The organism is Gynurincola endophyticus, from assembly GCF_003991195.1.
Classification (GTDB): Bacteria; Bacteroidota; Bacteroidia; order Chitinophagales; family Chitinophagaceae; genus Gynurincola; species Gynurincola endophyticus.
Map to the genome: position 1 here is coordinate 128,390 of NZ_RCWL01000002.1, position 25,617 is coordinate 154,006.

Sequence of the window (25,617 nt, forward strand, 5' to 3'; positions counted from 1 at the left end):
TTAAGGATAGACTTTTAATTGAGCTTAAAAATCGATGTGAATTTAACTAAGTTCAAATAGATAAAAAAGAAATAAACAGCGAAATTATTCAATACCAAACCGATATATTGTTTTTTGGAAATAAGTTTCGCCCGGTCTGAGAATTACATCAGGAAAATTCGATTGATTGGGACTGTTCGGATAATGCTGCGCTTCCAGACAAAAACCTGCAAATTGCGGGTAATTGCGTTGGTGGTGTGTATGGATAAGGCTACCGTCTAATACACCGCCAGTAAAAAACTGCACTGCGGGTTCAGTGGTATACATGGTAACTTTTCTTCCGGAAGATGCGTCTTTAATGATCGCTACCGGCTTATCCATTGCCCTTTCTTTTTGAAAAATGAGATTATGATCAAAACCTCCCTTTAAAGCACCTATCACAGTACCTAATACTTTCGGCTCGCTGAAATCAAACGGAGTACTTTTCACGGTAGCGATTTCACCTGTAGGAATTAAATATTCATTCACCGGCGTATAATGAGTAACATTAAAATACACTTCGTGATTCAATACATCGGCTGCATTTTGAAATGCATTCAGATTGAAATAGGTATGTTGGGTTAAGTTAACAGGCGTGGCTTTATCTGTTCTTGCCGTATAATCAATAATCCATTCATTGTTATCGGTGAGTATATATATCACTTCCACGGTAAGTTTACCGGGGAAACCTTCTTGTCCGTCAGCAGAAGTATACTTCAGTAATAAACTCGAATTGCTGAGTGGTTCAACTATCCAGAAGTCATTATGAAAACCATGTTCACCCGAGTGTAATGTATTAGGATCGTTATTTACGGTGAGTTTATATTCTTTGTCTCCGATAGAAAACTTTCCATTGGCAATTCTGTTTGCATATCTACCGATTAATGCGCCGAAGTATGGATTACCTTCTTGTAAATACCCTTCGGGTTTTTCATAGCCAAGTACCACGTTTCCCATCTTTCCTTCTCTATCCGGTACCAACAGGCTTTGTACAATTCCTCCATAATTCAACACCGTCATACTCAGATTATTGTTGTTACTGATCGTATAAGCTTTTACATCAACACCATTGATTGATCCAATTGTTTCAACCGGTACATTTATTTCTGCTTGGTTCATTTCTGGAGGTTTCGTTTCTTCATTTTCGTCATTGCAACTAACAATGATCATTAAAGTTAAAAGAATAAGGATTTGGGGAAGGCGCATTTTTTATTGTTAAAATAATCAATCCAGGTCAGATTTGGAATATTCATTATTAATTCTTCTCCATATTTGCCAGGAATTTTTATTCTGTACAGGTGGAGGCAGTAATTCCTGCGGAAAGTTCTGATAGCATTTGATTTTTCCCCATCTTTTGATAGCATCAGCACCAACAGCTGTGAAGCGTGAATCGGTAGTAGCCGGAAAATCTCCGCCATGGTGCATACTTAAACAAACTTCTACTCCGGTAGGTACACCATTCCATATTACTCTTCCTCCCACTTCAGCAATAAGGTGAATAGCTTCTTTATAGTCTTCCACATCCAGATGATTTGCCACTATAGTTGTTGTTAGCTGACCTTTCATCAGATAAGCAATCTGTACCATTTCCTGTTCGTTCGCACAACGAACCAGTAATGACACGGGGCCAAATACTTCATGCTGTAAACTGTTATCATTGATAAAATCTGCAGCACTCACTTCAATCAGAGTAGGTATTGCCATATCATGTTCAAAATATTGCTCTTTTGTAAGTAGTTCAGTAGTGGTTTTATCTAAGAACAGTTGACGGTATTTTGCAAAAGAATCTGCAATACCCTGATGCAACATTTTAGCGGGCGGAATTGTGTTTAAATCTGCTACCAGTAAAGATTTGAACTGTTCCAAAGCAGGAGAATCAATACCGACGATAATTCCGGGTTGCGTACAAAACTGACCAACGCTTCCGGTAATTGCTCCGGCCAGTACACCAACATATTTAGGTGCGGATTGCGCTAGCCGGTTAGGAAAAAGAAACACGGGATTCACACTTCCCATTTCGGCAAACACAGGAATAGGTTGCACTCTTTGTTGTGCAATATCATACAAGGCCTTACCTCCATTCAGAGAACCTGTAAAACCAACAGCTTTTATCAGAGGATGTTTTACCAGTTCAATACCGGCTTCAGTAGAAGCATCTTCCAGATGTGTAATGATGGAGCCGGGCAGATGGAGTTGTGCCAAAACCTCCTTCATTATTTTTGCAACCGCCAGGGATGTTTTAAAATGTGCCGGATGTGGTTTAATCACTACCGTACAACCCGCAGCGAGGGCTGAGGCCGTATCTCCTCCGGGAGTAGAGTACGCAAAAGGAAAATTAGAAGCCCCGAAAACAGCCACCACGCCTATTGGAACAACCGTTTTTCTGATATCTATATTTACCTGAGAATTACCTGTAGTTCCCACATCTATCGTATTATCAAACACCAATCCTTTAGCAGCAGCTTCCCCGTATGAACGTAATTGAAAACAGGTTCTGTTCAACTCTGTTTTTAATCGGGCTGGGTTCAGGTTTGTTTCTTCTGCAGCAATCGCAATCAGGTCGTTCGCATTTGATGCCAGCGCATCAGCTATATGATTCAATAGCTTTGCTCTTCCGGCATAGGATAAGTTTCTATAAGCAAGAAATGCCTGATAAGCATTTGCAACAGAGTCTCCCATGGTAGCTGTTTGTATCATAATGAAACTGTTTAAGCAAAAATAGTCAAAAAAAAAGTGCCGCTTTATGGCGACACTTTTCGGTAGACTTTTTTAATATCTTAGAATACATTGTAAGCGAAGCTAACATAGTATACACCGCCAATAGCCGGGTTACCTAGAGCACTTACATAGTATTTATTCAATACGTTTGATGCACCTAATTTAATAAAACTTTTAATATTAGGCAATTTATAGTTTACCTGAGCATCTACTGTTCCGTATGCATCAATCATACCAGACGCAAAGGTACTTTGCCATTGAACAGCATCCTGCCATCTGTAGGCAATGTTAAAGCCCCAGCGAGACATTCTAATGCTTTCAGCACCTACCCCTACATTATAACGTACTTTAGGTGTGTTGAAGAAAGTAACCAAACCCGGAGGAACATCACGTAACTGGTCACCGGATACGTTTGCTTTCAGGAAGAACGTTCCCGGGAAACGATATTCACCACCGATACCCCAACCAACAGCTTTTACGCGGTTTTCAGAGTTTTGAGGAGATGAATAGTTTTCACTGGTCAATGGGTTAACAATACTGGCACCCGGTGTAGCCATGGCTCTGCCTACAGCTGTTCTTCCGATAAAGTTTTCGTAATTACAGAAGTACAAGTAAGCATCGATCAATAAGTTATTAGTAACTAAACCGCGATAACCGATTTCGTATGAATTGGCAATCTCAGGTTTTAACTCTTTGAAAGTAGCCTGCTTTAATAAAGTAGGGTCAACATTACCGGCAGCATAAGCACTTCTGAAAGCTGCAATACTTTCGGCAGTATATACCGGACGAGTATCGAACTCAAAGAATTGCTGGAACTGTGGCAAACCACCGATTAAACGTGCACCCGGAACGTTTAAGTTAATGTATTGATCCTGTGTAGAAGGAAAACGATAAGCCTGCTGATAGCTTAAACGGATGTTATTGTCTTTCGCTACCTGTATCAATGCAGTTACACGTGGCGTAAAGCGTCCGTCAAAGTTTTTAGATTTATCATAACGGCCGGTAGCTGTCAGTTTTAATACATCGTTGAACAATTTCTTTTGTAATTGTACATAACCACCGTATTCACCAATATTAATCGGTCCGGTAGTATCGGCGAAAATCGTACCTCTTGAATTCAGGTGATAAATACGATAGTTTGCACCTACCAGTACATCTACAAATTTGATTTGTTCTGATAAATTGTATTGTCCTTCAAAGTGATATAAGGCTGATTTATCAGAGAATTTAGCACCGCCATCTTTAATATCAATGCTGGTGACATTAGATAATGCATTATTAAAATCTTGTGATCCTGGTAAAAACCTTCCACCGTCTGCTTGCTGACGTGCTAATCCATGTGCAGTCTGCGGATTCATTACCGGTAAGAAAGTACCCGGGTTAGCAGGGTTCGGAATAATTCCCAATGCTGCAGCACCATAAGTGCCGGAATATTGGCTGAACCAATCGGTGTTTCCTTTCCAGGTAGCATTTACCCCCAAAGCGGCGGTCGTAGTGGTATAAGAATCACCGGAATTTTCCTGTGATGTATACGCCCGTAAAAACCAGTTTTTAGCTTTTACTTCAGCGCGGTACTGCCCCATGATAAAGTTCTTTAAGAAGTAGCGGTCAGCACCCTGATAAACAGTGGTACCTTTACCCCAGTAACCTAACAATGAAGCTTCGATGCCCGGCGTTATTTTATAATACAAACCTGCATTTGCTTTAATGCTATAAGCATTGTAATCTACCAGGTTTCTTTCATCGTAACCGGTTCTGCTTACGAGCTGGTTTCCATATAATCCTGCGTACGGATTATTGGCCACGCCGGAAGTTGCCAGTAAGAAAGGCAGATAAGATACATATGGTGCAAGGTTCGGATCACCGGCCATTGCTCCTGCAATCTGTTGTGGTGTATAGCCTGCCTGAATATAGTTATCCAGCCCTGCCAACAACATATTTCCGTTCGGTGCCCCAGATACCTGACCGCGTACTACCTGTGCAAGGCTTTGCATACTTACAGAAGCCTCATCACCGAACACACTGATACCATCGTAGTTCGGGTCGGTCATACGGTCGCCGGATTTAATTTCACTTAAAACGTTGTTACGACTCAAATTTCTGGTGTCTTGAGCCTGCCAGTCAGCAGCTCTCATATATTGCCCGCCAACTTTTACAGCAAACTTTTCCGAAAGTTTTTTAGCCCAACGGAAAGTATAATCGTGATACATTGCCATATCACGTTGTTTGTTATCTACGTGGTTCACACCGGTTTTAGCCTGAAAGCTAAAACCCTGATACTTGAACGGGTCTTTACTGGTAATCAGAAGTGTACCGTTGGTACCACCTGAACCATATAAAGCTGAAGAAGCACCCTGTAATAATTCGGCACTTTCGATGTCAAGCTCGGTAGGCCCCAGAATCACCCCAACTGAAAAGTTCAGTGCAGGCGCCTGATTGTCCATTCCATCCGTTAACTGATTAAAGCGGAGGTTACCGCTACCGTTAAAACCTCTGGTACTTAAAGTCGGAAAGGTAATAGATGAATAAGTCATATCCACCCCTTTCATGTTTGCCAGCCCCTGATAATAAGAAGGTGCGGCAGATGACCTTACGGCAGCAGCGTTCAAACGTTCAACAGATACGGGAGACTCAATAATTCTTTCAGCTAAACGGGAGGCAGAAACCACCACTTCCGTACCCAGGTCGGAGCCTTCTTCCAACTCAATATTCAATTCTCCGCCACCGGTATATTCAACTTCACGAGTTTGATAACCAATAGAAGAAATTACTAATGTGAGTGGTAAAGGCTGAGTAGTGCTGATTCTGAAAACACCTTTGTCGCTGGTGTAAGTTCCCAGTCCGGTTCCCTTAATGGTAACCGAAACAGCCGGAACTGTTGTTTTAGTTCTTTGATTGATAACGGTACCTGAGATAGTAACGTTTTGCGAGTAGACAGCAATCGTACAAAAAATAGTCAGTAAGAAAGCTGTCATAAATTGATAGCCTTTTCTCATATGGGCAGTTTTAGTCAATAATAATATACGTAATTTAACCACAGTTGATGAATATTGAAAATTTATTTTAATGCTATAATATATTCTACCTATTTTCCATGAAAATGCTTGAATTTCATTACTAAGAATTAATTTTGCCTCATGAAATTATTTCAGTTCCCACATCAAACAAATTTCTATCGCGGTAAAGTACGCGATGTATACTCTATTAATGAAAATTTATTGGTGATGATCGCATCTAACCGTATTTCGGCATTTGATGTTATCTTACCGGAACCGATTCCTTATAAAGGACAAGTATTAAATCAGATTGCTGCTTATATGCTGAAAGCAACAGAAGATATTTGTCCGAACTGGCTACTACACTCGCCTGCTCCTCAGGTTTCTATCGGAAAAAGATGCACTCCGTTTAAAATTGAAATGGTTGTAAGAGGTAACCTTACCGGCCATGCCTGGAGAACTTATGCATCCGGAACAAGAATACTTTGCGGTGTAACCATGCCCGAGGGAATGAAAGAAAATGACTACTTCCCTACCCCAATCATTACTCCTTCTACCAAAGCTTCAGAAGGTCACGATGAAGATATCTCTAAAGAAGAAATTATTAAACAAGGGCTGTGTACTGCCGAAGAATGGGCGCAACTTGAAAAGTATACACTGGCACTTTTTGCAAGAGGAAAAGAAATTGCTGCTAAACGCGGGCTTATTCTCGTTGATACAAAATATGAATTTGGTAAAATCGGGGATACCATCTACCTGATGGATGAGATACATACACCAGACTCATCAAGATATTTTTATGCTGAGGGGTTTGAAGACCGTCAGGCAAAAGGCGAAAGACAAAAACAGTTAAGTAAAGAATTCGTAAGAGAATGGTTGATTGCCAATAATTTTATGGGTAAGGAAGGTCAAACCGTCCCATACATGTCTCCTGAATGGATTCAGACTATCTCAAACCGCTATATTGAGCTTTATGAGCGCGTGATCGGTGAAACTTTCAAACCGGAACCGATCAGTGATGAAGAATTAGAAGCAAAAGTGGTAAAAGCTTTAGAACAGTATCAATCATTACATTGATATTACTGCGCAATATCACTGTAGTTCAACTTACAGTAAACTTTTACTGATATAACTTACTAAAAGGCTTCTCAGAACTTTTCTGAGAGCCTTTTTTATTGTATATTCATAATATCTAATACGAATCAAACGACATGAAAAAATACATGTTTTTATGCATTTGCTTGCCGGTAAGTATTGCATTAACAGCACAACAAAAGTTATGGGTAGGCTCCTATACACAAGAATCACCCTTCGGGATACATTTGCTTCAGTTTAACGCAAACGATGCTTCTTTAAAGATTGTAGACAGCGTGGCAATACCGCAGGCTTCTTTTTTAACTTACAGTAAAAAAGAAATTTTATATGCTGTTGAAGAAAACACAGAAGGGAAAGTGCATGCCATCAGAAAAAATGCAGATAATCGTTTCGAAATATTTTCTACACAAACGACCAATGGAAAACACCCCTGTTACATTAGTTTAGACAAAACAGAACAATGGCTGACTGTTGGTAATTATAGTTCAGGAAACCTTACGCTCTATAAAATCAAGGACGATGGTAGTATCAGCGACCCCGTATCTACGCTGCAACATACCGGAAAAAGTACGAATAAAGAACGTCAGGAAGCAGCACATGTGCATTCTACGGTATTTACTCCCGACAACAAATTTTTATTGGTTCCCGACCTGGGTATCGACACTGTAAAAGTGTACACTTTTAACGAAAAAACCGGAGAACTACTACCTGACTATTCAAAAAATATACCCTTTGCGCAAGGAGGCGGGCCAAGACATATCGCTTTCCATCCGAATGGAAAGTGGTTGTATATCTTAGGAGAACTAAACGGAATGGTGGATGTTTATCATTATACCAATCCAGCGTTTCAATATATTGAAAGTGTAAGTGCATTACCCAACGGATTTCAAGGCCGGTTTACAGCAGCGGATATTCATGTCAGCCATGACGGAAAACATTTGTATGCCACGCTTCGCGACCAGTTAAACAGTATTACACTGTTTGAAATTCAGCATAACGGAAGTATTAAACAAAAAAATATCCATGCAACCGGAGGAAAAACTCCCCGTAATTTCTTTATCAGTAAAGATGATAACTGGTTAATGATAGAGAATCAGAACAGCAATAAAATTGTTGTTTTTAAGCGGGATAAAAAATCAGGAGAAATTGAGTATTACAATCATCTGGAAAATATCATTCAGCCGGTGTGTATGATTCATAAAGATTAGAAAAGAAAATTCTTAATTCCTTTAATAAGAAAGAGTTAAGGCGATTGAGAATTGAGAGTTAAGAATTAAAAACGGTTACGCAGTTTTGAGTTTAACACAATTTGCAGTGTTCAATTACAAAGAATTAGTATACACTTTCCATTCTCAATTCTTCATTCTCAATTTTCAATTTCCAACATAAAGCCTCTTACTAATAAGATACGAAAAATTACCGGATTTACCAAATATTATATCGATACGCTTACACACTTACTTAGTGTAAGTCACCAGGTTGAATTTTGGGTCTGAGTCTGGCTTTTGATTTATTAAAAATATTTCTTCCTTTATCAATGCCTTTACGTTTTTCTTTCTGCTCTTCTTCTGACAAATGAATGAATTCGAAACATTCCGTACTACAGGTTCCTTCAAATTTTTCAGCACATTCTTTACATTGAATAAATAATAAGTGACAGGCGTCATTTAAACAATTGGTATGCGTATCACATGGTTTTCCGCATTGATGGCATTTTGAGATGATATCTTCAGTAATCCGCTCGCCTAAACGATTATCAAATACAAAATTTTTACCAATGAATTTACTTTCCAGGCCAGCATCTTTCACCTGACGCGCGTAGTTGATAATACCACCTTCCAGATGATACACATTATCAAAACCTGCATGTAACATATAAGCACTGGCTTTTTCACAACGAATGCCCCCTGTGCAGTACATGATAATGTTTTTGTCTTTCTGGTCTTTCAGCATATCAACAGCCATCGGCAGCTGGTCTCTGAAAGTATCACTGGGAACTTCCAATGCATTTACAAAGTGCCCTACCTCGTATTCGTAGTGATTGCGCATGTCAATTACTATCGTATCCGGATCCTGTAAAAACTCATTCATCTGCTCGGCATTCACATACTTTCCTTTCTGTTCCATATTGAACGAAGGATCTTCAATTCCGTCAGCTACGATTTTTTCTCTTACTTTAATTTTTAATACCCAGAATGATTTACCATCGTCATCAACGGCTATGTTCAACCGCAGATTATTCAACGGTGCTATACTATATAAAAAATTCTTAAATGCCTCGAAGTTCGTTTCAGGAACACTGATTTGAGCATTTATACCTTCATTAGCCACATAAATGCGCCCGAATACCTTTAACTCATATAAGTGTTTATAGAGGTCATCTCTGAATTGATGAGGATCTGCGATAGGAAAATAATGATAAAATGAGATCGTTTTTCGCGGAGTCGTTTCTTGAAATAACTTTTCTTTGAGTTCCTTTTGAGAAACCCGATTGTGTAAAATTGCCATAAACTTTAAAATTTTGCGACCGTATGCCTGACGGTCAAAATTTTGAACCGATGCAAAGATACAACAAACAGTAATTTAAAGAGATGATTTTCGTCAGCACAATAGTGTGAAGAAGTCGATCATTGAGAATTGAAAACGGCTACGCAATATTTGAATCAAGAACGGGTGATCAAACCGATTACTTACTTCTCCACTCGATTTCTAAGGTGTGCATAAAAAAAGGGGTCTGATAGAAATCAGTCCCCACTTTTAAATCCAATATCCTATGAAAAACCAATATAGTAATTACAAAGCAGATGCCACGAATGACGTATCTACTTGAAATTCACTGAATATCGATTTCACTTTTATTTTTTAGATGCTTTAAATAAAAGCATTGTCTGAGGTCAATAAAAGAGTCTTTTTCTCTTGACAAATTAGGATGAAACGAAACTATTACCTATCCAGCATATTGGTACTTAATAAGTTGCGAACAAAACTGTGTTGATAAAAGTCCCCAAATAAATACCTCGGCTTATATTTTTGTTTAGTTCAGCATGCGTCTGAAATAGGAGCCCGTCAGAGCTGCGGTTCCACCCACTATTCCTCCGATTAAAGCGGCTATAACCAGTAAACCGAAACCTTCTCCATCCAACGGAAAAAGATTGGCCATTTTCGTACTTAAAAGGCTTTTGTTTTGCCAGTTTAAATAAAAACTCACAACAGTCCACAAAAAAAATATACCCACAAAACCTGCTGAAAATGCTTTAAAAGGAGTTTGGTGGATACAAGCCGCCACTACAAAGGCAGCGATAGCAATAGCATACCAGGGCAAGTACAATGACAATGCAAATGCCAGTAAACAGGTAAGCAATAATGCTACTATATATTTCATATACTAATTATTTAGAGAAGGTTTGTTTAAATTTAACTGCCGGATGGGTGCCATCGGCTTCTTTCAAAAACAACAATTTGTAATATCTGCCTGCAGCCCAGTCATTAATAAACTGGTCATAGAACTTACTACCGGGGTTACCTACCTGTCCACCCGGATATATTCCATAAGCTTCAACAGGATCTGTCATATGTACTATCATTCTCCAGCTAGGCCCATGATTTCCACTCACCGCATTGATAATGTGTACACCTCCGCCGGTATACAATTTATTATACGAGAATACGGGAAGTTTCAACAAGTGATTTACACTGGCATTATTGTATTGATACCAGGCTAATGAACCTTTATTTTCATTTTCCATTTTCTCCAGTACTTCAGTTGTTTCAATAAAAGCCCGGGTAACGATATCGCTCAATCCTTCTTTCACTTCAGTAGTGATATCATCTAAAAATAGATAGTTGGTATCTTTGAGGATAGCTTCAATATGAATATTTTCATAAGGCATTCTTTTCGGATCCGGAACTTTTGCCAGTTCATCGGCATAAGTCAGTTCTCTGAATTTTTTTGCCCAGATAGTAAAGATGGTAGCACCTTTTTCTTCGGGATCATTCTTGCGGTTCCATATTCTGATCATTTCAAAATACTTCCATCCTTTTTCATCAAGATAATCACGATTCAAATGATTGATCAGCACAGGAACAGCCAGTTCTGCATAGTAGTTGTAATTCTGATTTTGCAGATACATCATATCCTCTACCGTTACTCCGTTCATATCGCTCAGGTAGAAATTGATAATTTTTCCTCTGTACGGAGGATGATCGCCGCCCAGATAATAAGGATAAGTAGTGTCAGTAGGATACTGATTGGCTGAACTTACAAATCCGCGTGCAGGATTTTTCTGATGAGGGTTCTGCGTTTCAGGAATCATCCCTCTCCACTCATAAGTAGAATCTTTTCCATCCATTAAAAAATCACCCTGGCGTCTCCATTTAGCAGGATATTCTCCTTGTTGCCAGATAGCAATATCATTTGTTGCTGATGCAAATACAAAATTCTGCACAGGTGTTTTAAAGTTTCTGATAGCAGTCAGGTATTCATCATAATTTTTTGCACGGTTCAGCATATAGAAGGCTTTTAACTCATTACTCGGATCGTGTGCTTTCCATCTTACTGCATACTCAGCATATACTTTATCTTTCGCACCCTGGAATAATTGTCGTGCTACCGGACCAAAATGCGTATAATCAACGGTATCGATATATACCTGGCCGTTTTTACCTGTAATTTTTTCAGGACGCTGGGTTGTATTCCGCAGCTCGCCGTTGTACCAATACTTTTGACGGGTCTGATCTTCAAAATGAATTTTGTAATAATCGCGTACGTCTCTGCTACCATTGGTAACGCCCCATGAAATAGAATCATTAAAACCGATAATCACACCGGGTGCTCCGGGGAAACTGACGCCATATACATTTTGTTGCGGCGTTTTAATCTGTATTTCAAACCAGAGTGCGGGAAGGTTCATTCCCAGGTGAGGGTCATCACAAAGAATCGGTTTTCCACTGGCAGTACGTGAACCACTTACCGCCCAGTTATTAGAACCATTTCCGGGATGTGGCTCAGTCATCTCTTTTTCCAGCAATACGCCCCATGCATGCGTACTATCATGAATATGTGCAGGAACACTTAAATCAATGGGCGACTTTTCAAAAAAAGTTCCTTTAGGAATAATCGGATCGAGAGAGTCACTCGTAACAGGATACATTTTTTCAAACATATCCGGGCCCAGTGTTTTTAAGAGATTAGTGTATTCAATATCGTTATCTCTAGCAGTTAAATCGTAAGAGATCATTTTCAGAAAAATGGCCGACTTCAGATTAGTCCATTTTTCAGGAGTATAATTCAATAATTTATATTCTAAAGGCAGGTCTTTCCATTGCAGATGCTGTACATAAGCATTAAACCCTGCAGTATAATTATCGAGCATTAACTTAGAGGCAGGATCACTTTCCATTTCTTTGAGGGCCTGTTCAGCAGCGTATACCATTCCCAGTCTACGCATTCCGAGGTCAACTTTCAGATAAAGGCTATCGTTTCCGAAGCCAAGAATTTCAGACAATCTACCTGATGCGGCATAGATTTGAAACTCCATTTGCCATAATCTGAACTGTGCATGTAAATATCCCTGAACAAAATAAGCATCTTCATCATGCTCTGCAAAAATATGTGGCACCATTCTCTCATCCAGTAATACTTCCACCTTTCCGTTTAAGTGATTAAACTGATAAGTGTTTGACCAATCTTTATCGTAAGATTCAGCATTCTGCCAGAAACCATGTTGCGGACTTAACAGTTTTCCCAATGCAGGAATTGCCCCCCAAGGCCTGTCTAATGCGTAAATCAATGCTGCTAAAACCAATGCAGAAATTGAAAAAGAAATCCATTTCATAAGTTAATAGAGAGGGTTTGAGAATAAAAATAGATCTTTTTATTAAATTATTTAACCGATTCTCAATAGATTACAAAAATATCACTCTTCTATTCTAAGAAATTTGGCCAGTTTTGATCTTTGTCAAAACCGTTTGATAAGAAGTAGCCTGCGCATCTTTAAAGCCCGTTTATCGCAACAAGTATTTACCCTTACAGAAAAGGTAAGAGGTCTTATGGAAAAAATGCCATAAATATAAAAATCCCGTATACAATGAGTATTTACTACTACCATTATATACGGGATTTATAAATCTTATAACTTATTAAATTTTCGGCAAAACATAATTCTTCACATCCTCTCCATTAATAGACTTACCGGAAAGAATAATCAGACGTTCTACCACGTTGCGTAATTCGCGGATATTACCGGTCCAGTTATGCTCTTTTAAAGCATCAATGGCATCATCAGTAATTACTTTTTTAGTAATGCCATAATCGGCACAGATATCTGATAAAAATTTATCTACCAGTAGAGGAATATCTCCTTTTCTTTCGTTGAGTGAAGGAACTTTTACGATAATTACACTGAGCCGGTGATATAAATCGAGGCGGAAATTTTTCTCTTCCACTTCTTTCAATAAATCTTTATTGGTAGCGGCAATCACTCTTACATCAACATTAATATCTTTTTCACCGCCCACACGGGTGATTTTACCTTCCTGGAGTGCTCTGAGCACTTTTGCCTGTGCGCTCAGGCTCATATCACCGATTTCATCGAGGAAGAGTGTACCGCCGTTAGCTTGTTCGAATTTTCCAATTCTTTGTTTAACCGCTGAAGTAAAGGAGCCTTTTTCATGTCCGAACAGCTCACTTTCAATTAGTTCGCTCGGAATAGCGGCACAGTTCACTTCAATAATCGGAGATGCTGCGCGATTACTTTTTTCATGAATCCATCTGGCCACCAACTCTTTACCTACGCCGTTTTCACCCAAAACCAGTACTCTTGCGTCGGTCGGAGCAACTTTATCGATAGTTGCCCTGATATGTACCATAGGGTCTGATTCGCCGATCATTTCGGCAACTTTGCTGACTTTTCTTTTTAACACTTTGGTTTCTGCAACGAGCTGCGTTTTATCCATTGCATTACGAATCGTGATCAACAAACGATTTAAATCGGGTGGTTTACTGATATAGTCGTAAGCGCCTTTTTTTACTGCTTCAACGGCTGTTTCGATGGTACCATGACCAGAAATCATTACAATAGGAACGTCAGGATTAATAGCACGTGCTTTTTCCAGAAACTCCATTCCGTCAAGTTTTGGCATTTTGATATCGCACAAAACGAGGTCATAAGTTTTTTCCTTGAACTGTTTTAAGCCGTCTTCTCCGTCTACCGCCTCATCTAATTTGTACCCTTCGTAAATTAAGATTTCACCCAACGTTTTACGAATTGCTCTTTCATCATCGATCAGCAATATATTAGGCATATTTTTAATATCGTTTTTTATTAAAGAATTTTACCAATTTGGCTGTTTGCTTTTCTGTATAAACCTCTACATAAAAATATGTATTGCCTCAATATTTTATGTAGAATATTCGTTAATTCTTAAAGTTCGGTGTAATTTAGTTAAAACCCAAACCCATCACCTATGAACCCACAAACAACGTACGCAAATTCAAACATTTTCTGGAAAGTTTTTTTAGTTGGCAGTTTATTTATGGCTACTAATTTAGGACTTCTGTTAGTGATCATCAACACCGCCAGGCTATTAAAATAATCATTAAAATTCATAAAAAAAACCGGAACTAGTTCCGGTTTTTTTATTTATATAATCAGTTGATTATTTCTTTCTGTACATCACGTCTTTCACCAGTTTCACTGTTCTTGGAACATCAGGTAAAGCTGCTGCTACAAGGTTTGGAGCGTAGTGTAAAGGAGCATCTGCTGCGGTAATTCTTAATACAGGTGCATCTAAATAATCGAAAGCTTCTTTCTGAATACGATAAGCGATTTCAGAAGAGATTGAACACATTGGCCATTGTTCTTCAACAATCACCAGACGGTTCGTTTTTTTAACGCTTTCAACGATAGTATGCCAGTCCAGAGGACGGATAGTACGTAAGTCGATTACTTCAGCGCTGATACCTTCTTTTTCTAATTCAGCTGCAGCACCCAAAGCAACTTTCATCATTTTGTTATAAGAAACGATGGTTACGTCTCTACCGGCTTTTTTAATATCAGCTTTACCGATTGGGATAATGTATTCGCCTTCAGGAACTTCTCCTTTATCGCCATACATTTGTTCACTTTCCATGAACATTACCGGGTCATTATCAAGAATTGCAGCTTTCAACAAGCCTTTTGCATCGTAAGGGTTTGAAGGAGATATTACTTTAATACCAGGGATATTAGCGTAATAACTTTCAAATGCTGTAGAGTGCTGTGCTCCCAACTGACCTGCAGAACCGTTTGGTCCGCGGAAAACAATAGGACAGCTGATCTGACCACCACTCATGGCTAACATCTTAGATGCAGTGTTCAGGATCTGGTCCATCGCCAATACAGCGAAGTTCCATGTCATGAACTCTACAATCGGACGTAGTCCGTTTTGTGCAGCGCCTACTGCGATAGCAGCAAAACCTAATTCTGCAATTGGGGTATCGATTACTCTTTTAGGGCCGAACTCAGCTAACATACCCTGGCTCACTTTGTAAGCACCATTGTATTCTGCTACTTCTTCACCCATTAAGAAGATATTCGGGTCTTTTCTCATTTCTTCGTTCATCGCTTCACGAAGCGCCTCACGATATGCGATAACTCTTGCCATTCCGGTTTTTATTATTTAGAAAGTTGTGCAAAATTATTGGTTGATAGGCATATAAACAAATCTTAGTCAACCGGGGATTAAAGATAATTCATAATTTTTACTCTACATAAGTTACAGTCTGAACTTTTTTAGGGCTGCAAATACCTCATGAACAGGTAGTCCCATCACATTGTAGAAGTCTCCGGTTATTTTTTCAATGCCCACGGCACCGATCCATTCCTGTATAGCATAGGCCCCGGCCTTATCGTAGGGCTGATATTGATCTACATAGAACTCAAGCTCAGCGGGCGTTAGCAAGTTAAAGCTCACTTCGGTAGAACTGGAAAAACGGATATTTTCGTTCGGAGTAATAATATATACTCCGGTAATCACCGTATGGTTTTTTCCGTTTAACAAAGCCAGCATTTCGAGGGCCTCCGTGCGGTTCTGAGGTTTTCCTAAAATCTGTTCATTCGCCACAACAATGGTGTCGGCAGCGATAATGATAGACGGTTGCGAATGTTTTTTTTGAATTGCACCGGCTTTTTCAGCTGCAATCAGGATAGGAACTTCCGTTACAGGGGTATTTTCAGGAATAATTTCATCGGTATTAGCCACTTCCACTTCAAAGGGGATGGCAGCCCATTCCAGCAGTTGTTTTCGCCTGGGTGACGCTGAAGCCAAAACAACAGGATATTGATAACGGTACATAATTTAGTAAATTTTAAAAAACACCATCGACAGAATACCGAATAGCATTACAATTTTTACCTGCGAGCTGAGTTTTGTAAATTCCGCCACCGTTTGTGCATGATAAACACCTTTAACTATTTTCATGAGAGGTGCTAAAATGAAAATAATACAATAAACGATCGCATACCACCACTGATAAGGTAAAACGTATACAATTAATCCGGCAATAGCGGCAATTAGTATAATCAGCCAGGTAATAATGAATATTTTGCAGACTTGTATCCCCCAAACAATCGGCATTGTTTTACAACCGTATTTCTGATCTCCTTTACGGTCTTCAATATCTTTGATGACTTCTCTGACGATAGAAATAATAAATGCAAATCCGGCATAGAGGAAGGTCAGTCTTAATAGTTTACCTGTATTCACCTCCAGTTCAGGGAAGCGCGTAATAATCACAAAATGAATCCATCCCCCAACGATCAGAATTACCCATGCTGTGAGTAATGAAATAATAATATTACCGCTTAATAGTTTCTTTTTGAAAGAAGCACTGTACATCCACAAAACAAGTACAGTTCCGATATTGCCGAGCAACATCCACCAGGCACCTGTTTTCCAGGCAGCATAACCGGTTAATAAAATGCCGGCAAATGAGAACATTAAATGCCATACGATAGCCCATCTTCTCCTGATATATTTATCAATGATTCGTCGTTCGGGTTTATTAATAATATCTATATTGATATCAAAGTAATCATTAATAACATTTCCGCCTGCGGCAATCAGCACGCCAGCTACAATGAGCGATATAATTGCAGGTAAAGGCAATATATCGGTTAGAGGAGTTTCACCTAATATCGGCTGTGCTATAAAAAACAAAAACATGCATTGTGTAAGCACAATGAACAGTAAGTTCAGACTTCTAATTAATTTAAAAAAGGCAGTAACAATATGCATGCTATAAGCTTTTCTCTATACTTATTTATGTACTGGGAATATGGGTATCAGCTACCCATTTTTTCTGGAGTTTTAATACTTTCTCAATGATTTCGCGCACACAACCTTTGCCACCTGCAACCGGTGAGATATAATGTGCGATTGCCTGGATTTCCGGTACAGCGTCATGGGGGCAGGCACTTACTCCTACCATTTGCATCACTTCCAGATCAGGAATATCATCCCCCACATAAAGTACTTCTCCCGCATTAATGCCTTCTTCACTCATGAAGCGTTTAAGCACTTCTACCTTATCTCTCACGCCCATATGAATAGCGGTTAATCCTAATTTTTGAAACCTTATTTCGGCTGGTTGCGATACGCCACCTGAAATTACAGCCATCTTATACCCTCTTTTGATGGCAAACTGCATCGCATAGCCGTCTTTTACGTTCATGGTGCGGATCAGTTCACCTTCCGGATGTACGGTAAGACTTCCGTCGGTTAAAACGCCGTCCATATCGAACACAAAGGCTTTAATATTCTTTAATTGATCTAACATAGCTGTAGGTTCAAACAAATGTACGTCAAAAAAAATGTTGTTCCAGCTATTCGAGGTTGAAATCTCAAATAGCCGGAACAACACTGCTTCAGGTAGAATTATATATCACAGAACAATATCCGTTCTGCTCAGAATGTTAAGTTTTTATTGCTTTTTGATCATATCATTCATGATACTGACCGTTTCTCTCAGATAAATATCATTTTCGCTCAATGACTTGATCCAGTCTTTGAAACGATCTGCTTTTGCTGTATCATTCGCCACTTTCTCTATATCAGCAGGAAAAGCTTTCACGCTTAAGATTACTTTATCTTTTAAAGCTTCATCAATTGATTTGGTAATTTCTTTTGATTTTTTACGCTCTTTCAGTGCACTGTCTAATTGCAATGAAACAATGCTATCTTTTTCACCTGCCAGCCACTCAGCATTATTTTTAATGAGCTGGAATGCTTTATTCTGTGCTACTCTTTCTTCACTTTTTTGTTTCACCAGTTGCAGGTCATAATTCATCGGCCATTCCTGATAAGTTGCTTTTTTAATTTCATCCCATTCTAATGCTTCTTTCACATCTTTCTCTCTGAATTTTGCATATTCGTACAAATCAGGAAGGATGATATCAGATTCTACTCCTTTTAACTGAGTAGACCCACCGTTGATACGATAATATTTCTGAATGGTTAATTTTAAAGTTCCTAATTCAGAATCGGTATTAAAAAATCCTGTTGCCTGGTCAATTCCCAACACTCTTTGTACAGTTCCTTTACCATATGAAGAAGTACTTCCTATAATTACACCACGTTTATAATCCTGAATAGCAGCTGCAAATATTTCAGAAGCCGAAGCACTGAACTCATTGATCATTACAGTGACTGGTCCGTTAAAAACAATTCCTTTTTCTGTATCATTATGAATGTAAGGACGTTTATTTCTATCCTGCACCTGTACTACAGGCCCCTGGTCGATAAAATAACCTACCATTTTCACCACTTCGCGCAGCACACCGCCACCGTTATTACGAAGGTCGATGATGACACCCTCTACTTTTGACTCATTGAGTTTTACCAATGCTGCTTTTACATCTTCAGAGCTATATTGCCCGCCTTCTTCGGTAAATGGCGCATAGAATTCAGGCAGATAAATATATCCGATTTTTTTTCCGTCTTTTTCAATAATAGCAGATTTGGCAAAGGTTTCGTCCTGAATAATTTTATCTCTGATTAAAGAAACTTCTTTAATTGAACCATCTTGTTTTTTTAACCAGATACGAACTTCCGTACCTTTCTGGCCACGAATTACTTTTACTGCATCTTCTACAAAATAACCAACAATATCAATCGGCTCTTCTTTTCCCTGTGCTACTTTTACGATCAGGTCACCAACGGCTATTTCTTTTGATTTCCATGCGGGGCTACCCACCAGAACTGAAGTAATTTTTATGTTACCATCAGATTCCTGCAAAGAAGCTCCGATACCGAAAAAGCTACCGCTCATCTGCTCTTCAAAATATCTTTTATCTACAGGCGGCATGTAAGTAGTATGCGGATCGATATATTCAGCGATTGTTTTTACATAATCATTGAATTGTTCCTGTTCGTTATATTTTGTTTTAAAACGATCGTAGGTTCTGTTCATCAGTTTCAGCACATAATTTCTGGCGTCCAGTTCTAATGAATCTTTAGGGCGTTTTTTATTCTCACTGGTTTCATTCTCCATTACCAGATCAACATAACGATTTAATGCCAGGTATTTCAAACGTTTCGTCCATTCAGTTCGTCTTTGAGCCTCGTTTAAAGGAAAGCTCTTTTTATCAGCATCTACGGCATAGGTTTCATTCTTAGAGAAGTCGAACGGTTTGCTTAAAATGTCTTTATACAAAGCTTCCGTTTCACGAATTCTTTTTTGGTAGATATTGTACACTGCCGGTACGAATTTGATGGGTGCTCCCAGAATTTCATCGTCCAGTGTTAATTTATATTCGCTTAAATCATTAATATCCTGCTGAATAAAAATATTCTTTTGCGGATCTAAACGATCGTTCAGGTATTTATTGAATATATTTTGGGAAAATTCGTCATTTATTTGTTTAGGGCTATAGTGCAGCTGTTGCAGATACACGGCTACATTTCTCAGAATCATTTCATTCGGAGAGGGGTCCTCTTTACTACTTCTACCTAATGTGTTGACTGTTATCAAAAGGGCGAGGCCTACCAATACTGCAATAAAGGGAAGGTTTCTTCTATTAAACATATTTTTAAAAACTTTAGACATCCTACCAAATATAAAACATTCTAGGTCAGAAAGGTTTGAAATTATTTATAGTTTAACAACTATTAAAGAGTAAGTTAACAAAATAGACCGGAAATAAAAAGGCTAAAGCTTTAAAGCTTTAGCCTTTTGGGTGACCAATGGGGTTCGAACCCACGACCTTCGGAACCACAATCCGACGCTCTAACCAGCTGAGCTATGACCACCGTTTGCGTTGCAAAGATAGATAAGTTTAATATTCGCACAAAAACTTTTTGTTATTTTTTTAAACTTTTTTTGTGTAAAGTTTTCATTTTCAGTTTGCTCCCCCGCAGGAAGCAATCCCATATTAGATTTCATCAAAAAACCAGTTTCCAAATTACTTTTATACATTTGCAGGCATTTATAAAAAACAAACATGAGCTGGACACTTATTATTATACCGATCATCGCAGGTTTTATCGGTTGGATTACGAATCTGATAGCAATCAGAATGTTATTTCATCCTAAACAACCCGTTAACATTTTAGGATATAAACTACAAGGCGTATTTCCCAAGCGCCAGGATGCATTTGCCCAAAAACTCGGAAAGTTGGTAAGTGACGAACTGCTCTCATTTGCTGATATTGAACAAAAAATTGCCAATCCTGCTAATGTACAAAAGGTTTTACCCCTCGTTGAAACCCATATCGACGATTTTTTACGTGTTCGCCTCAAAGAAAAAATGCCCGTTATCAGTATGTTCATTGGCGACAAAACCATTCAGGAATTAAAAGCCGTCTTCATGGGCGAATTAGAGGCATTATTTCCCCAGCTTTTAAGCGGGTACATTAATTCAATGAAAAATGAACTCGACCTGGAAAAAATTGTTTACGAGAAAGTCAAAAACTTCTCTTCAGACAAGCTGGAATCTATTTTATACCAGATTTTATCAAAAGAATTCAGATATATTGAAATTATCGGAGGCATATTAGGATTTCTGATCGGTGTTATACAGGTGATTTTAAGTGTATTTATCTTAAAATAACTCTTTAACTTTTTTTAACATTTGAGGACGAAGGTTTTATTTCTATTCACCGTCTAACTCTAATACACTAAGAAGAAATTATGAAAAATTTTTTAGCAGCACTGGTAGGTGTACTTACAGCCTCTCTTGTTTATGCACAGCCACCAGCAGGTGCAAACAGAGGTGGCTTTGCGCCTGCCAATGGTAAATTTTACGGGAAAGTAGTAGACCAGAAAAACAAAGGCATCGATGCCGCCTCCATTCAGTTATACATTTTAAAGTTTGATCCGGCTACTCAATCTACTAAAGACAGTTTAGTAGGTGGGATGCTGACCAAGTCGAACGGAAACTTTGAAGTAGGTGGTTTACCCCTGAACGGAAAGTTCAAATTGTATATCACCGCCATCGGTTATGAAGACCAGACGAATGAAGTGAGCTTTAATTTTAATCCGTCCAGCGGTCAAATGCCAAACACCGAAGTAGATTTAGGTAATATTAAATTAGAAGCGGGTGCCAAAACCCTTGAAACTGTAACGGTTACCGCCTCAAAGCCTTTATTGGAAATGGGAATTGACCGTAAGATCTTTAATGTTGAAAAAAGTATTAACGCCACCGGCGGTACGGCAATCGACGTAATGCGTACAGTACCATCTGTGGATGTGGATATAGAAGGAAACGTTTCTTTAAGAAACAGTGCTCCTACCATTTTTGTAGATGGGCGCCCCACTACATTAACGCTCGATCAGATTCCTTCCGATGCCATTCAAAGTATTGAAATCATCACCAACCCCTCCGCTAAATACGATGCCAGCGGCGGTCAGTCGGGTATTCTGAATATCGTTATGAAGAAAAGCCGTAAAACCGGTTACAACGGTAGTATCCGTGCCGGTATCGACTCATACGGTAAATTAAACGGTGGTGGTGATATTAACGTTCGCCAGGGAAAAGTAAATCTTTTCGCCAACCTTGGTTATAACCAGCGTAAATCTAAAAACTGGGGTGAAACCGATCGTACTCAATTTGCAGACGGTGATATTATTAATACCTATCAAAGAACTGATGGAGAAAACCTGGGCGGATTTTTGTTTTCCCGCTTCGGTTTAGACTTCATGATTGATAATAGAAATACGATTACCGTTACGCAATCTATTATGCGTGGTAATTTCGACAATGAGAATTATAACCGTCTTAATATCGATACTTCAGGAACTCATAACAATTTCATTTCACAATACAGAAATACATTCAGTGAGTTTGAAATGCGCAATATGGGTACCCAGATAGGTTATAAAAGATTGTTTACAAAACCCGGACGTGAACTAACAGCAGATCTTACATACAACTACGGTAAAAACGTAAATAATAGTGATATCTTCTCCAGAAATTATGCAGATGCCGGCCACCATACCCCTATTTCAAATGAATTATTACAAGGTGTAAGAGGAAATGGTAAAAACGATTTCATCGTTGCACAGATCGACTACGTTTCTCCTATTAATGATTTTATGAAGTGGGAAGGTGGACTTCGTTTACAAAGCAGAAACTTTGAGAGTTTACAACAAAACTATTTCAACGGTGTGCTCAATCCGGGTTTAACGAACGACTACGCCTATGTTGATAATGTGTACGCAGCTTATGCAACTTTTTCACAAAACGTAAAAGATTCATGGAGTTATCAGGTAGGATTACGTGCGGAGAGTTCAAATTACGATGGAGAACAAAAAGGGATTGGTAAATTCAAAAATGAATTTCCTATCAGCCTTTTCCCAAGTGTATTTATCAACAAACGTATTACCGATTATCAGGATTTCCAGGTAAACTACTCAAGAAAAATCAACCGTCCGAGTTTCTTCCAGTTAATGCCGAATACCGACTACTCTGACCCCTTGAATTATAGTACCGGTAACCCTGACCTGGTTCCGGAGTTTACAAACTCATTAGAGTTATCTTATCAGTGGACTTATGGTAAAAGTAACAACATGGTATTGGCTACTTTATTCGGAAAACATACCAATAATCTGATTACCCGTTACCAGAAATATGAGATAATCGGCAATGACTTTGATACAGCGTATATTTCTACCTTTATCAATGCCAGCGACGCTTATGCCAGCGGTTTAGAATTAATTTTCAGAAATAATATTACTAAGTTCTGGGAAACCAACTTAGGTAGTAATCTATACTACTCTAAAATCAATGGTACCAGCAGTATGCCTGATATCGAAAATGAACGTTGGAGCTGGACGATGAAACTGAATAATAATTTCCGTTTTAACAAAGGCTGGAGTTTTCAGTTAAACGGTGATTACAAATCTAAATCCGCATTGGCTGTATCTACCAGTAATTCCGGACAAGGCGGTGGCTTTGGCGGTGGTGGCAGAGGCCCGATGGGTGGAGGCCCCTCCTCAACTTCTCAGGGTTATATCGGTGCTAACTATGGTGTAGACTTAGGTGTTAGAAAAGAATTTAAACTGGGTAATAACCAGGCGAGCCTTTCTGTAAACTGGAGCGATATCCTGAGATCACGCAAAATGATTATACATTCTGAAGCAATCGGAATGATTCAGGATGAGTGGAGAAGAAGAGACCCGCAAGTGGTACGTGCTACGTTTAGTTTAAGATTCGGTAAGTTCGACCAATCTCTGTTCAAACGTAAAAACAACCGCCAGGAAATGGATAGTGGTGATATGAATATGTAATAATATCAGAATCAAACAATCATAAGCAAACAGCACATCATTTGGTGATGTGCTGTTTTTTTTGTATCATTATAAGATGAGCCCTACCTAAATGAAATGTATTATTAAAATTTCAAAACAACTATGCAGGAAACGTATTCATTCTTATGTTTAGGCGACTCTTACACCATCGGGGAATCAGTTCCTCTTCATCATAATTTCCCTTATCAGACTGTTCAATTACTGCGAAAAGCAGCTATTCCGTTTGCTGCTCCTGAAATTGTAGCAAAAACGGCATGGACTACTGCTGAATTGTTGCAGGCCATCGATGAAAGAATTTTACCACCGGCATTTGATTATACAACTTTACTGATTGGAGTAAATGATCAGTATCGGGGTTTATCGGTACAGAATTTCAAGGAAAATCTGTTTGCATTAATTGAAACAGCGCTCAGTTTTGTTGAAACACCGCAGCATTGTATTTTACTAAGTATTCCTGATTATGGGGTAACTCCGTTTGCTGCTGACAAAAATCCTTCTAAAATCAGTGTAGAGCTGGAAACCTTCAATGAAATTATTGAAACGGCTGCTAAAGATTACCAAACACATTTTATCAATATTACACCACTTACTCAAATGGCGGCTACAGACCTGAGTTTGTTAGCAGAAGATGGTCTCCATCCTTCCGGTAACCTCTACATGCAATGGGCCACGCTGGTCTCTAACTATATTACCAACCAGATAAATAATCATTCAACAGATTAAAACATTCCTGAAGAATGTTTCTTATTTTGCAGCTATTAAAAGAGAAACAGTGGAAAATCAGTTTAAACTAAGTTGGATTGACATTCTGATTGCAATCATTTGTTTTATTATTGCGATCGTTTATGGCGGATTAATGGCTACGGAATTAGTGAACGGTAACGCCGCCAGTATTCAAATGAATAACGAACAGCTCATTGTTGACAGAGCCGCGTTTTTAGGTCAAACCAGAGATTTATTTATTACCATTATTGCACTTTTAGGAGGGATAAAAATTATACAAAAGAAATCTTTCGGCTGGAGTGCTGCCGTTTTCGTAACATTGATGATACTCACTTTAAGCGTAGCCTTCTTAACACAGATGATTTCAGACAAAAGTCTGGATTCATACCTGGCCGGAGCTATTATTGCAGTACTTTTTTCTTTATTTCTGGCAATTTATTTATGGCTGCCCGCAACCCGTATGAGGTGGCAGGTAAAACCCGGTAATTATGTACTGGCGTTAGTGATGGTGGGCATGGTTACATTACTTGTATTAAGTTAACACTCTGAACATGGATGTAAAAATCAACGACAGCTGGAAGCAGGCTTTAAAAGCCGAATTCAGTAAAACATATTTTCAACAAATAGTAACGCATTTAAAGATGGAACGGGCAAGTGGTGCTACTATCTTTCCTCCGGGCCCCCAGATTTTTAATGCATTTGAGCTCACTCCATTTGATGAAGTCAAAGTAGTAATTATCGGACAAGATCCTTATCATGGAGCCGGGCAGGCTCATGGACTAAGCTTTTCGGTACAGGACGGTGTAAAACCACCGCCGTCACTGGTCAATATTTTCAAAGAATTAAAGACAGATATCGGAATGCCTATCCCAACCCATGGTAATCTTACTGCCTGGGCAAAACAAGGCGTATTGTTATTAAATGCTTCTCTCACTGTTCGTGCAAACGAACCAATGAGCCATTCTAAAATCGGCTGGGCGAGTTTTACTGATGCAGTTATTCAGGCAATATCCGCACAAAAAGAAAATGTCGTATTTCTGTTATGGGGTAAATTCGCACAGGAAAAAGTTGACCTGATAGATATCACCCGCGGTCATTATATCCTGAAAGCAGCACACCCATCACCCTTCTCTGCAGATCGTGGATTTTTCGGATGTAAACATTTTTCAATGGCGAATCAGTTTTTGATACAACACGGGGCGGATCCGGTAGATTGGAGTTTGTAAGAATCGTATCTAACCTTCATCTTATCATTCTTTGATAAGAAAGATAATAATCGCT

At 38.9% G+C, this 25,617-nt stretch carries 20 protein-coding genes and 1 tRNA gene; 7 read left to right on the top strand and 14 right to left on the bottom strand.

Going from position 1 to position 25,617, the window contains the following annotated elements:
- Window positions 1–84: 84 nt before the first annotated feature.
- From D9O48_RS04520 to D9O48_RS04530, 3 genes are all read right to left on the bottom strand, one after another.
- The gene (locus D9O48_RS04520; RefSeq protein ID WP_158624815.1) at window positions 85–1,137 is read right to left on the bottom strand and encodes an aldose epimerase family protein; all 1,053 of its coding nucleotides are present in this window, start codon (window positions 1,135–1,137) and stop codon (window positions 85–87) included.
- A 105-nt stretch (window positions 1,138–1,242) separates the two neighbouring features.
- Complete coding sequence (locus D9O48_RS04525) at window positions 1,243–2,715, bottom strand: aldehyde dehydrogenase (NADP(+)) (protein WP_126971077.1); 1,473 nt, start codon at window positions 2,713–2,715, stop codon at window positions 1,243–1,245.
- Between the two features lie 80 nt (window positions 2,716–2,795).
- A complete protein-coding gene (locus tag D9O48_RS04530) occupies window positions 2,796–5,732 on the bottom strand; it encodes a TonB-dependent receptor domain-containing protein (RefSeq protein ID WP_126971079.1) in 2,937 nt (978 codons plus the stop codon).
- Between the two features lie 141 nt (window positions 5,733–5,873).
- On the opposite strand from D9O48_RS04530, the gene D9O48_RS04535 reads away from it, so the two are divergent.
- Both D9O48_RS04535 and D9O48_RS04540 read left to right on the top strand, forming a co-directional pair.
- Window positions 5,874–6,809, top strand: a complete 936-nt coding sequence (locus D9O48_RS04535) for a phosphoribosylaminoimidazolesuccinocarboxamide synthase (RefSeq protein ID WP_126971081.1) — start codon at window positions 5,874–5,876, stop codon at window positions 6,807–6,809.
- 134 nt (window positions 6,810–6,943) lie between these two features.
- Complete coding sequence (locus D9O48_RS04540) at window positions 6,944–8,035, top strand: lactonase family protein (RefSeq protein WP_126971083.1); 1,092 nt, start codon at window positions 6,944–6,946, stop codon at window positions 8,033–8,035.
- Between the two features lie 253 nt (window positions 8,036–8,288).
- Here the strand turns inward: D9O48_RS04540 and trhO are convergent, their stop codons facing one another.
- The 11 genes from trhO to D9O48_RS04595 all read right to left on the bottom strand — a co-directional run bounded on the left by trhO (window position 8,289) and on the right by D9O48_RS04595 (window position 20,280).
- Entirely contained in the window at window positions 8,289–9,335 is a 1,047-nt protein-coding gene (trhO, locus tag D9O48_RS04545; protein WP_126971085.1) for an oxygen-dependent tRNA uridine(34) hydroxylase TrhO, read from the bottom strand.
- A 526-nt stretch (window positions 9,336–9,861) separates the two neighbouring features.
- On the bottom strand, window positions 9,862–10,209 hold the full coding sequence (locus D9O48_RS04550; protein WP_126971087.1) for a hypothetical protein: 348 nt from the start codon (window positions 10,207–10,209) through the stop codon (window positions 9,862–9,864).
- Between the two features lie 7 nt (window positions 10,210–10,216).
- The gene (locus D9O48_RS04555; RefSeq protein ID WP_126971089.1) at window positions 10,217–12,661 is read right to left on the bottom strand and encodes a penicillin acylase family protein; all 2,445 of its coding nucleotides are present in this window, start codon (window positions 12,659–12,661) and stop codon (window positions 10,217–10,219) included.
- Between the two features lie 304 nt (window positions 12,662–12,965).
- Window positions 12,966–14,129, bottom strand: a complete 1,164-nt coding sequence (locus D9O48_RS04560) for a sigma-54-dependent transcriptional regulator (RefSeq protein WP_126971091.1) — start codon at window positions 14,127–14,129, stop codon at window positions 12,966–12,968.
- Between the two features lie 354 nt (window positions 14,130–14,483).
- Window positions 14,484–15,470, bottom strand: a complete 987-nt coding sequence (locus tag D9O48_RS04565; protein ID WP_126971093.1) for a pyruvate dehydrogenase complex E1 component subunit beta — start codon at window positions 15,468–15,470, stop codon at window positions 14,484–14,486.
- A 111-nt stretch (window positions 15,471–15,581) separates the two neighbouring features.
- Window positions 15,582–16,160: a Maf family protein gene (locus D9O48_RS04570; RefSeq protein WP_126971095.1), complete on the bottom strand. Its 579-nt coding sequence runs from the start codon at window positions 16,158–16,160 to the stop codon at window positions 15,582–15,584.
- A 3-nt stretch (window positions 16,161–16,163) separates the two neighbouring features.
- A complete protein-coding gene (locus tag D9O48_RS04575) occupies window positions 16,164–17,030 on the bottom strand; it encodes a geranylgeranylglycerol-phosphate geranylgeranyltransferase (RefSeq protein ID WP_233589196.1) in 867 nt (288 codons plus the stop codon).
- A gap of 97 nt (window positions 17,031–17,127) precedes the next feature.
- Window positions 17,128–17,643: a KdsC family phosphatase gene (locus D9O48_RS04580; protein WP_126971099.1), complete on the bottom strand. Its 516-nt coding sequence runs from the start codon at window positions 17,641–17,643 to the stop codon at window positions 17,128–17,130.
- 144 nt (window positions 17,644–17,787) lie between these two features.
- Complete coding sequence (locus tag D9O48_RS04585) at window positions 17,788–19,890, bottom strand: carboxy terminal-processing peptidase (RefSeq protein WP_126971101.1); 2,103 nt, start codon at window positions 19,888–19,890, stop codon at window positions 17,788–17,790.
- A gap of 150 nt (window positions 19,891–20,040) precedes the next feature.
- Window positions 20,041–20,114 (bottom strand) — tRNA-His (locus D9O48_RS04590).
- Window positions 20,092–20,280: a hypothetical protein gene (locus tag D9O48_RS04595; RefSeq protein ID WP_126971103.1), complete on the bottom strand. Its 189-nt coding sequence runs from the start codon at window positions 20,278–20,280 to the stop codon at window positions 20,092–20,094. Before D9O48_RS04595 ends, D9O48_RS04590 begins: the two co-directional genes overlap by 23 nt.
- 25 nt (window positions 20,281–20,305) lie before the next feature.
- Here D9O48_RS04595 and D9O48_RS04600 point away from each other — a divergent pair, with 25 nt between their 5' ends.
- From D9O48_RS04600 to ung, 5 genes are all read left to right on the top strand, one after another.
- Entirely contained in the window at window positions 20,306–20,914 is a 609-nt protein-coding gene (locus D9O48_RS04600; RefSeq protein ID WP_126971105.1) for a DUF445 domain-containing protein, read from the top strand.
- An 80-nt stretch (window positions 20,915–20,994) separates the two neighbouring features.
- A complete protein-coding gene (locus D9O48_RS04605; protein ID WP_126971107.1) occupies window positions 20,995–23,592 on the top strand; it encodes a TonB-dependent receptor family protein in 2,598 nt (865 codons plus the stop codon).
- 123 nt (window positions 23,593–23,715) lie between these two features.
- Window positions 23,716–24,336 (top strand): SGNH/GDSL hydrolase family protein, encoded by a 621-nt coding sequence (locus D9O48_RS04610; protein ID WP_126971109.1) that lies wholly within the window; start codon window positions 23,716–23,718, stop codon window positions 24,334–24,336.
- Between the two features lie 49 nt (window positions 24,337–24,385).
- Window positions 24,386–24,877 (top strand): hypothetical protein, encoded by a 492-nt coding sequence (locus D9O48_RS04615; RefSeq protein ID WP_126971111.1) that lies wholly within the window; start codon window positions 24,386–24,388, stop codon window positions 24,875–24,877.
- Window positions 24,878–24,887: 10 nt separating this feature from the next.
- Window positions 24,888–25,562, top strand: a complete 675-nt coding sequence (gene ung / locus D9O48_RS04620; RefSeq protein WP_126971113.1) for a uracil-DNA glycosylase — start codon at window positions 24,888–24,890, stop codon at window positions 25,560–25,562.
- Window positions 25,563–25,617: the final 55 nt, after the last annotated feature.

What these genes read in the sequence shown, in the direction of transcription:
- D9O48_RS04540 (WP_126971083.1), top strand. Translation starts at nt 6,944, where the DNA reads ATGAAAAAATACATGTTTTTATGCATTTGCTTGCCGGTAAGTATTGCA.
- D9O48_RS04605 (WP_126971107.1), top strand. Translation starts at nt 20,995, where the DNA reads ATGAAAAATTTTTTAGCAGCACTGGTAGGTGTACTTACAGCCTCTCTT.
- D9O48_RS04610 (WP_126971109.1), top strand. Translation starts at nt 23,716, where the DNA reads ATGCAGGAAACGTATTCATTCTTATGTTTAGGCGACTCTTACACCATC.
- D9O48_RS04535 (WP_126971081.1), top strand. Translation starts at nt 5,874, where the DNA reads ATGAAATTATTTCAGTTCCCACATCAAACAAATTTCTATCGCGGTAAA.
- D9O48_RS04595 (WP_126971103.1), bottom strand. Translation starts at nt 20,280, where the DNA reads ATGTATAAAAGTAATTTGGAAACTGGTTTTTTGATGAAATCTAATATG.
- ung (WP_126971113.1), top strand. Translation starts at nt 24,888, where the DNA reads ATGGATGTAAAAATCAACGACAGCTGGAAGCAGGCTTTAAAAGCCGAA.
- D9O48_RS04530 (WP_126971079.1), bottom strand. Translation starts at nt 5,732, where the DNA reads ATGAGAAAAGGCTATCAATTTATGACAGCTTTCTTACTGACTATTTTT.
- D9O48_RS04555 (WP_126971089.1), bottom strand. Translation starts at nt 12,661, where the DNA reads ATGAAATGGATTTCTTTTTCAATTTCTGCATTGGTTTTAGCAGCATTG.
- D9O48_RS04585 (WP_126971101.1), bottom strand. Translation starts at nt 19,890, where the DNA reads ATGTTTAATAGAAGAAACCTTCCCTTTATTGCAGTATTGGTAGGCCTC.
- D9O48_RS04600 (WP_126971105.1), top strand. Translation starts at nt 20,306, where the DNA reads ATGAGCTGGACACTTATTATTATACCGATCATCGCAGGTTTTATCGGT.
- D9O48_RS04560 (WP_126971091.1), bottom strand. Translation starts at nt 14,129, where the DNA reads ATGCCTAATATATTGCTGATCGATGATGAAAGAGCAATTCGTAAAACG.
- D9O48_RS04550 (WP_126971087.1), bottom strand. Translation starts at nt 10,209, where the DNA reads ATGAAATATATAGTAGCATTATTGCTTACCTGTTTACTGGCATTTGCA.
- D9O48_RS04570 (WP_126971095.1), bottom strand. Translation starts at nt 16,160, where the DNA reads ATGTACCGTTATCAATATCCTGTTGTTTTGGCTTCAGCGTCACCCAGG.
- D9O48_RS04520 (WP_158624815.1), bottom strand. Translation starts at nt 1,137, where the DNA reads ATGAACCAAGCAGAAATAAATGTACCGGTTGAAACAATTGGATCAATC.
- trhO (WP_126971085.1), bottom strand. Translation starts at nt 9,335, where the DNA reads ATGGCAATTTTACACAATCGGGTTTCTCAAAAGGAACTCAAAGAAAAG.
- D9O48_RS04575 (WP_233589196.1), bottom strand. Translation starts at nt 17,030, where the DNA reads ATGTTTTTGTTTTTTATAGCACAGCCGATATTAGGTGAAACTCCTCTA.
- D9O48_RS04565 (WP_126971093.1), bottom strand. Translation starts at nt 15,470, where the DNA reads ATGGCAAGAGTTATCGCATATCGTGAGGCGCTTCGTGAAGCGATGAAC.
- D9O48_RS04580 (WP_126971099.1), bottom strand. Translation starts at nt 17,643, where the DNA reads ATGTTAGATCAATTAAAGAATATTAAAGCCTTTGTGTTCGATATGGAC.
- D9O48_RS04525 (WP_126971077.1), bottom strand. Translation starts at nt 2,715, where the DNA reads ATGATACAAACAGCTACCATGGGAGACTCTGTTGCAAATGCTTATCAG.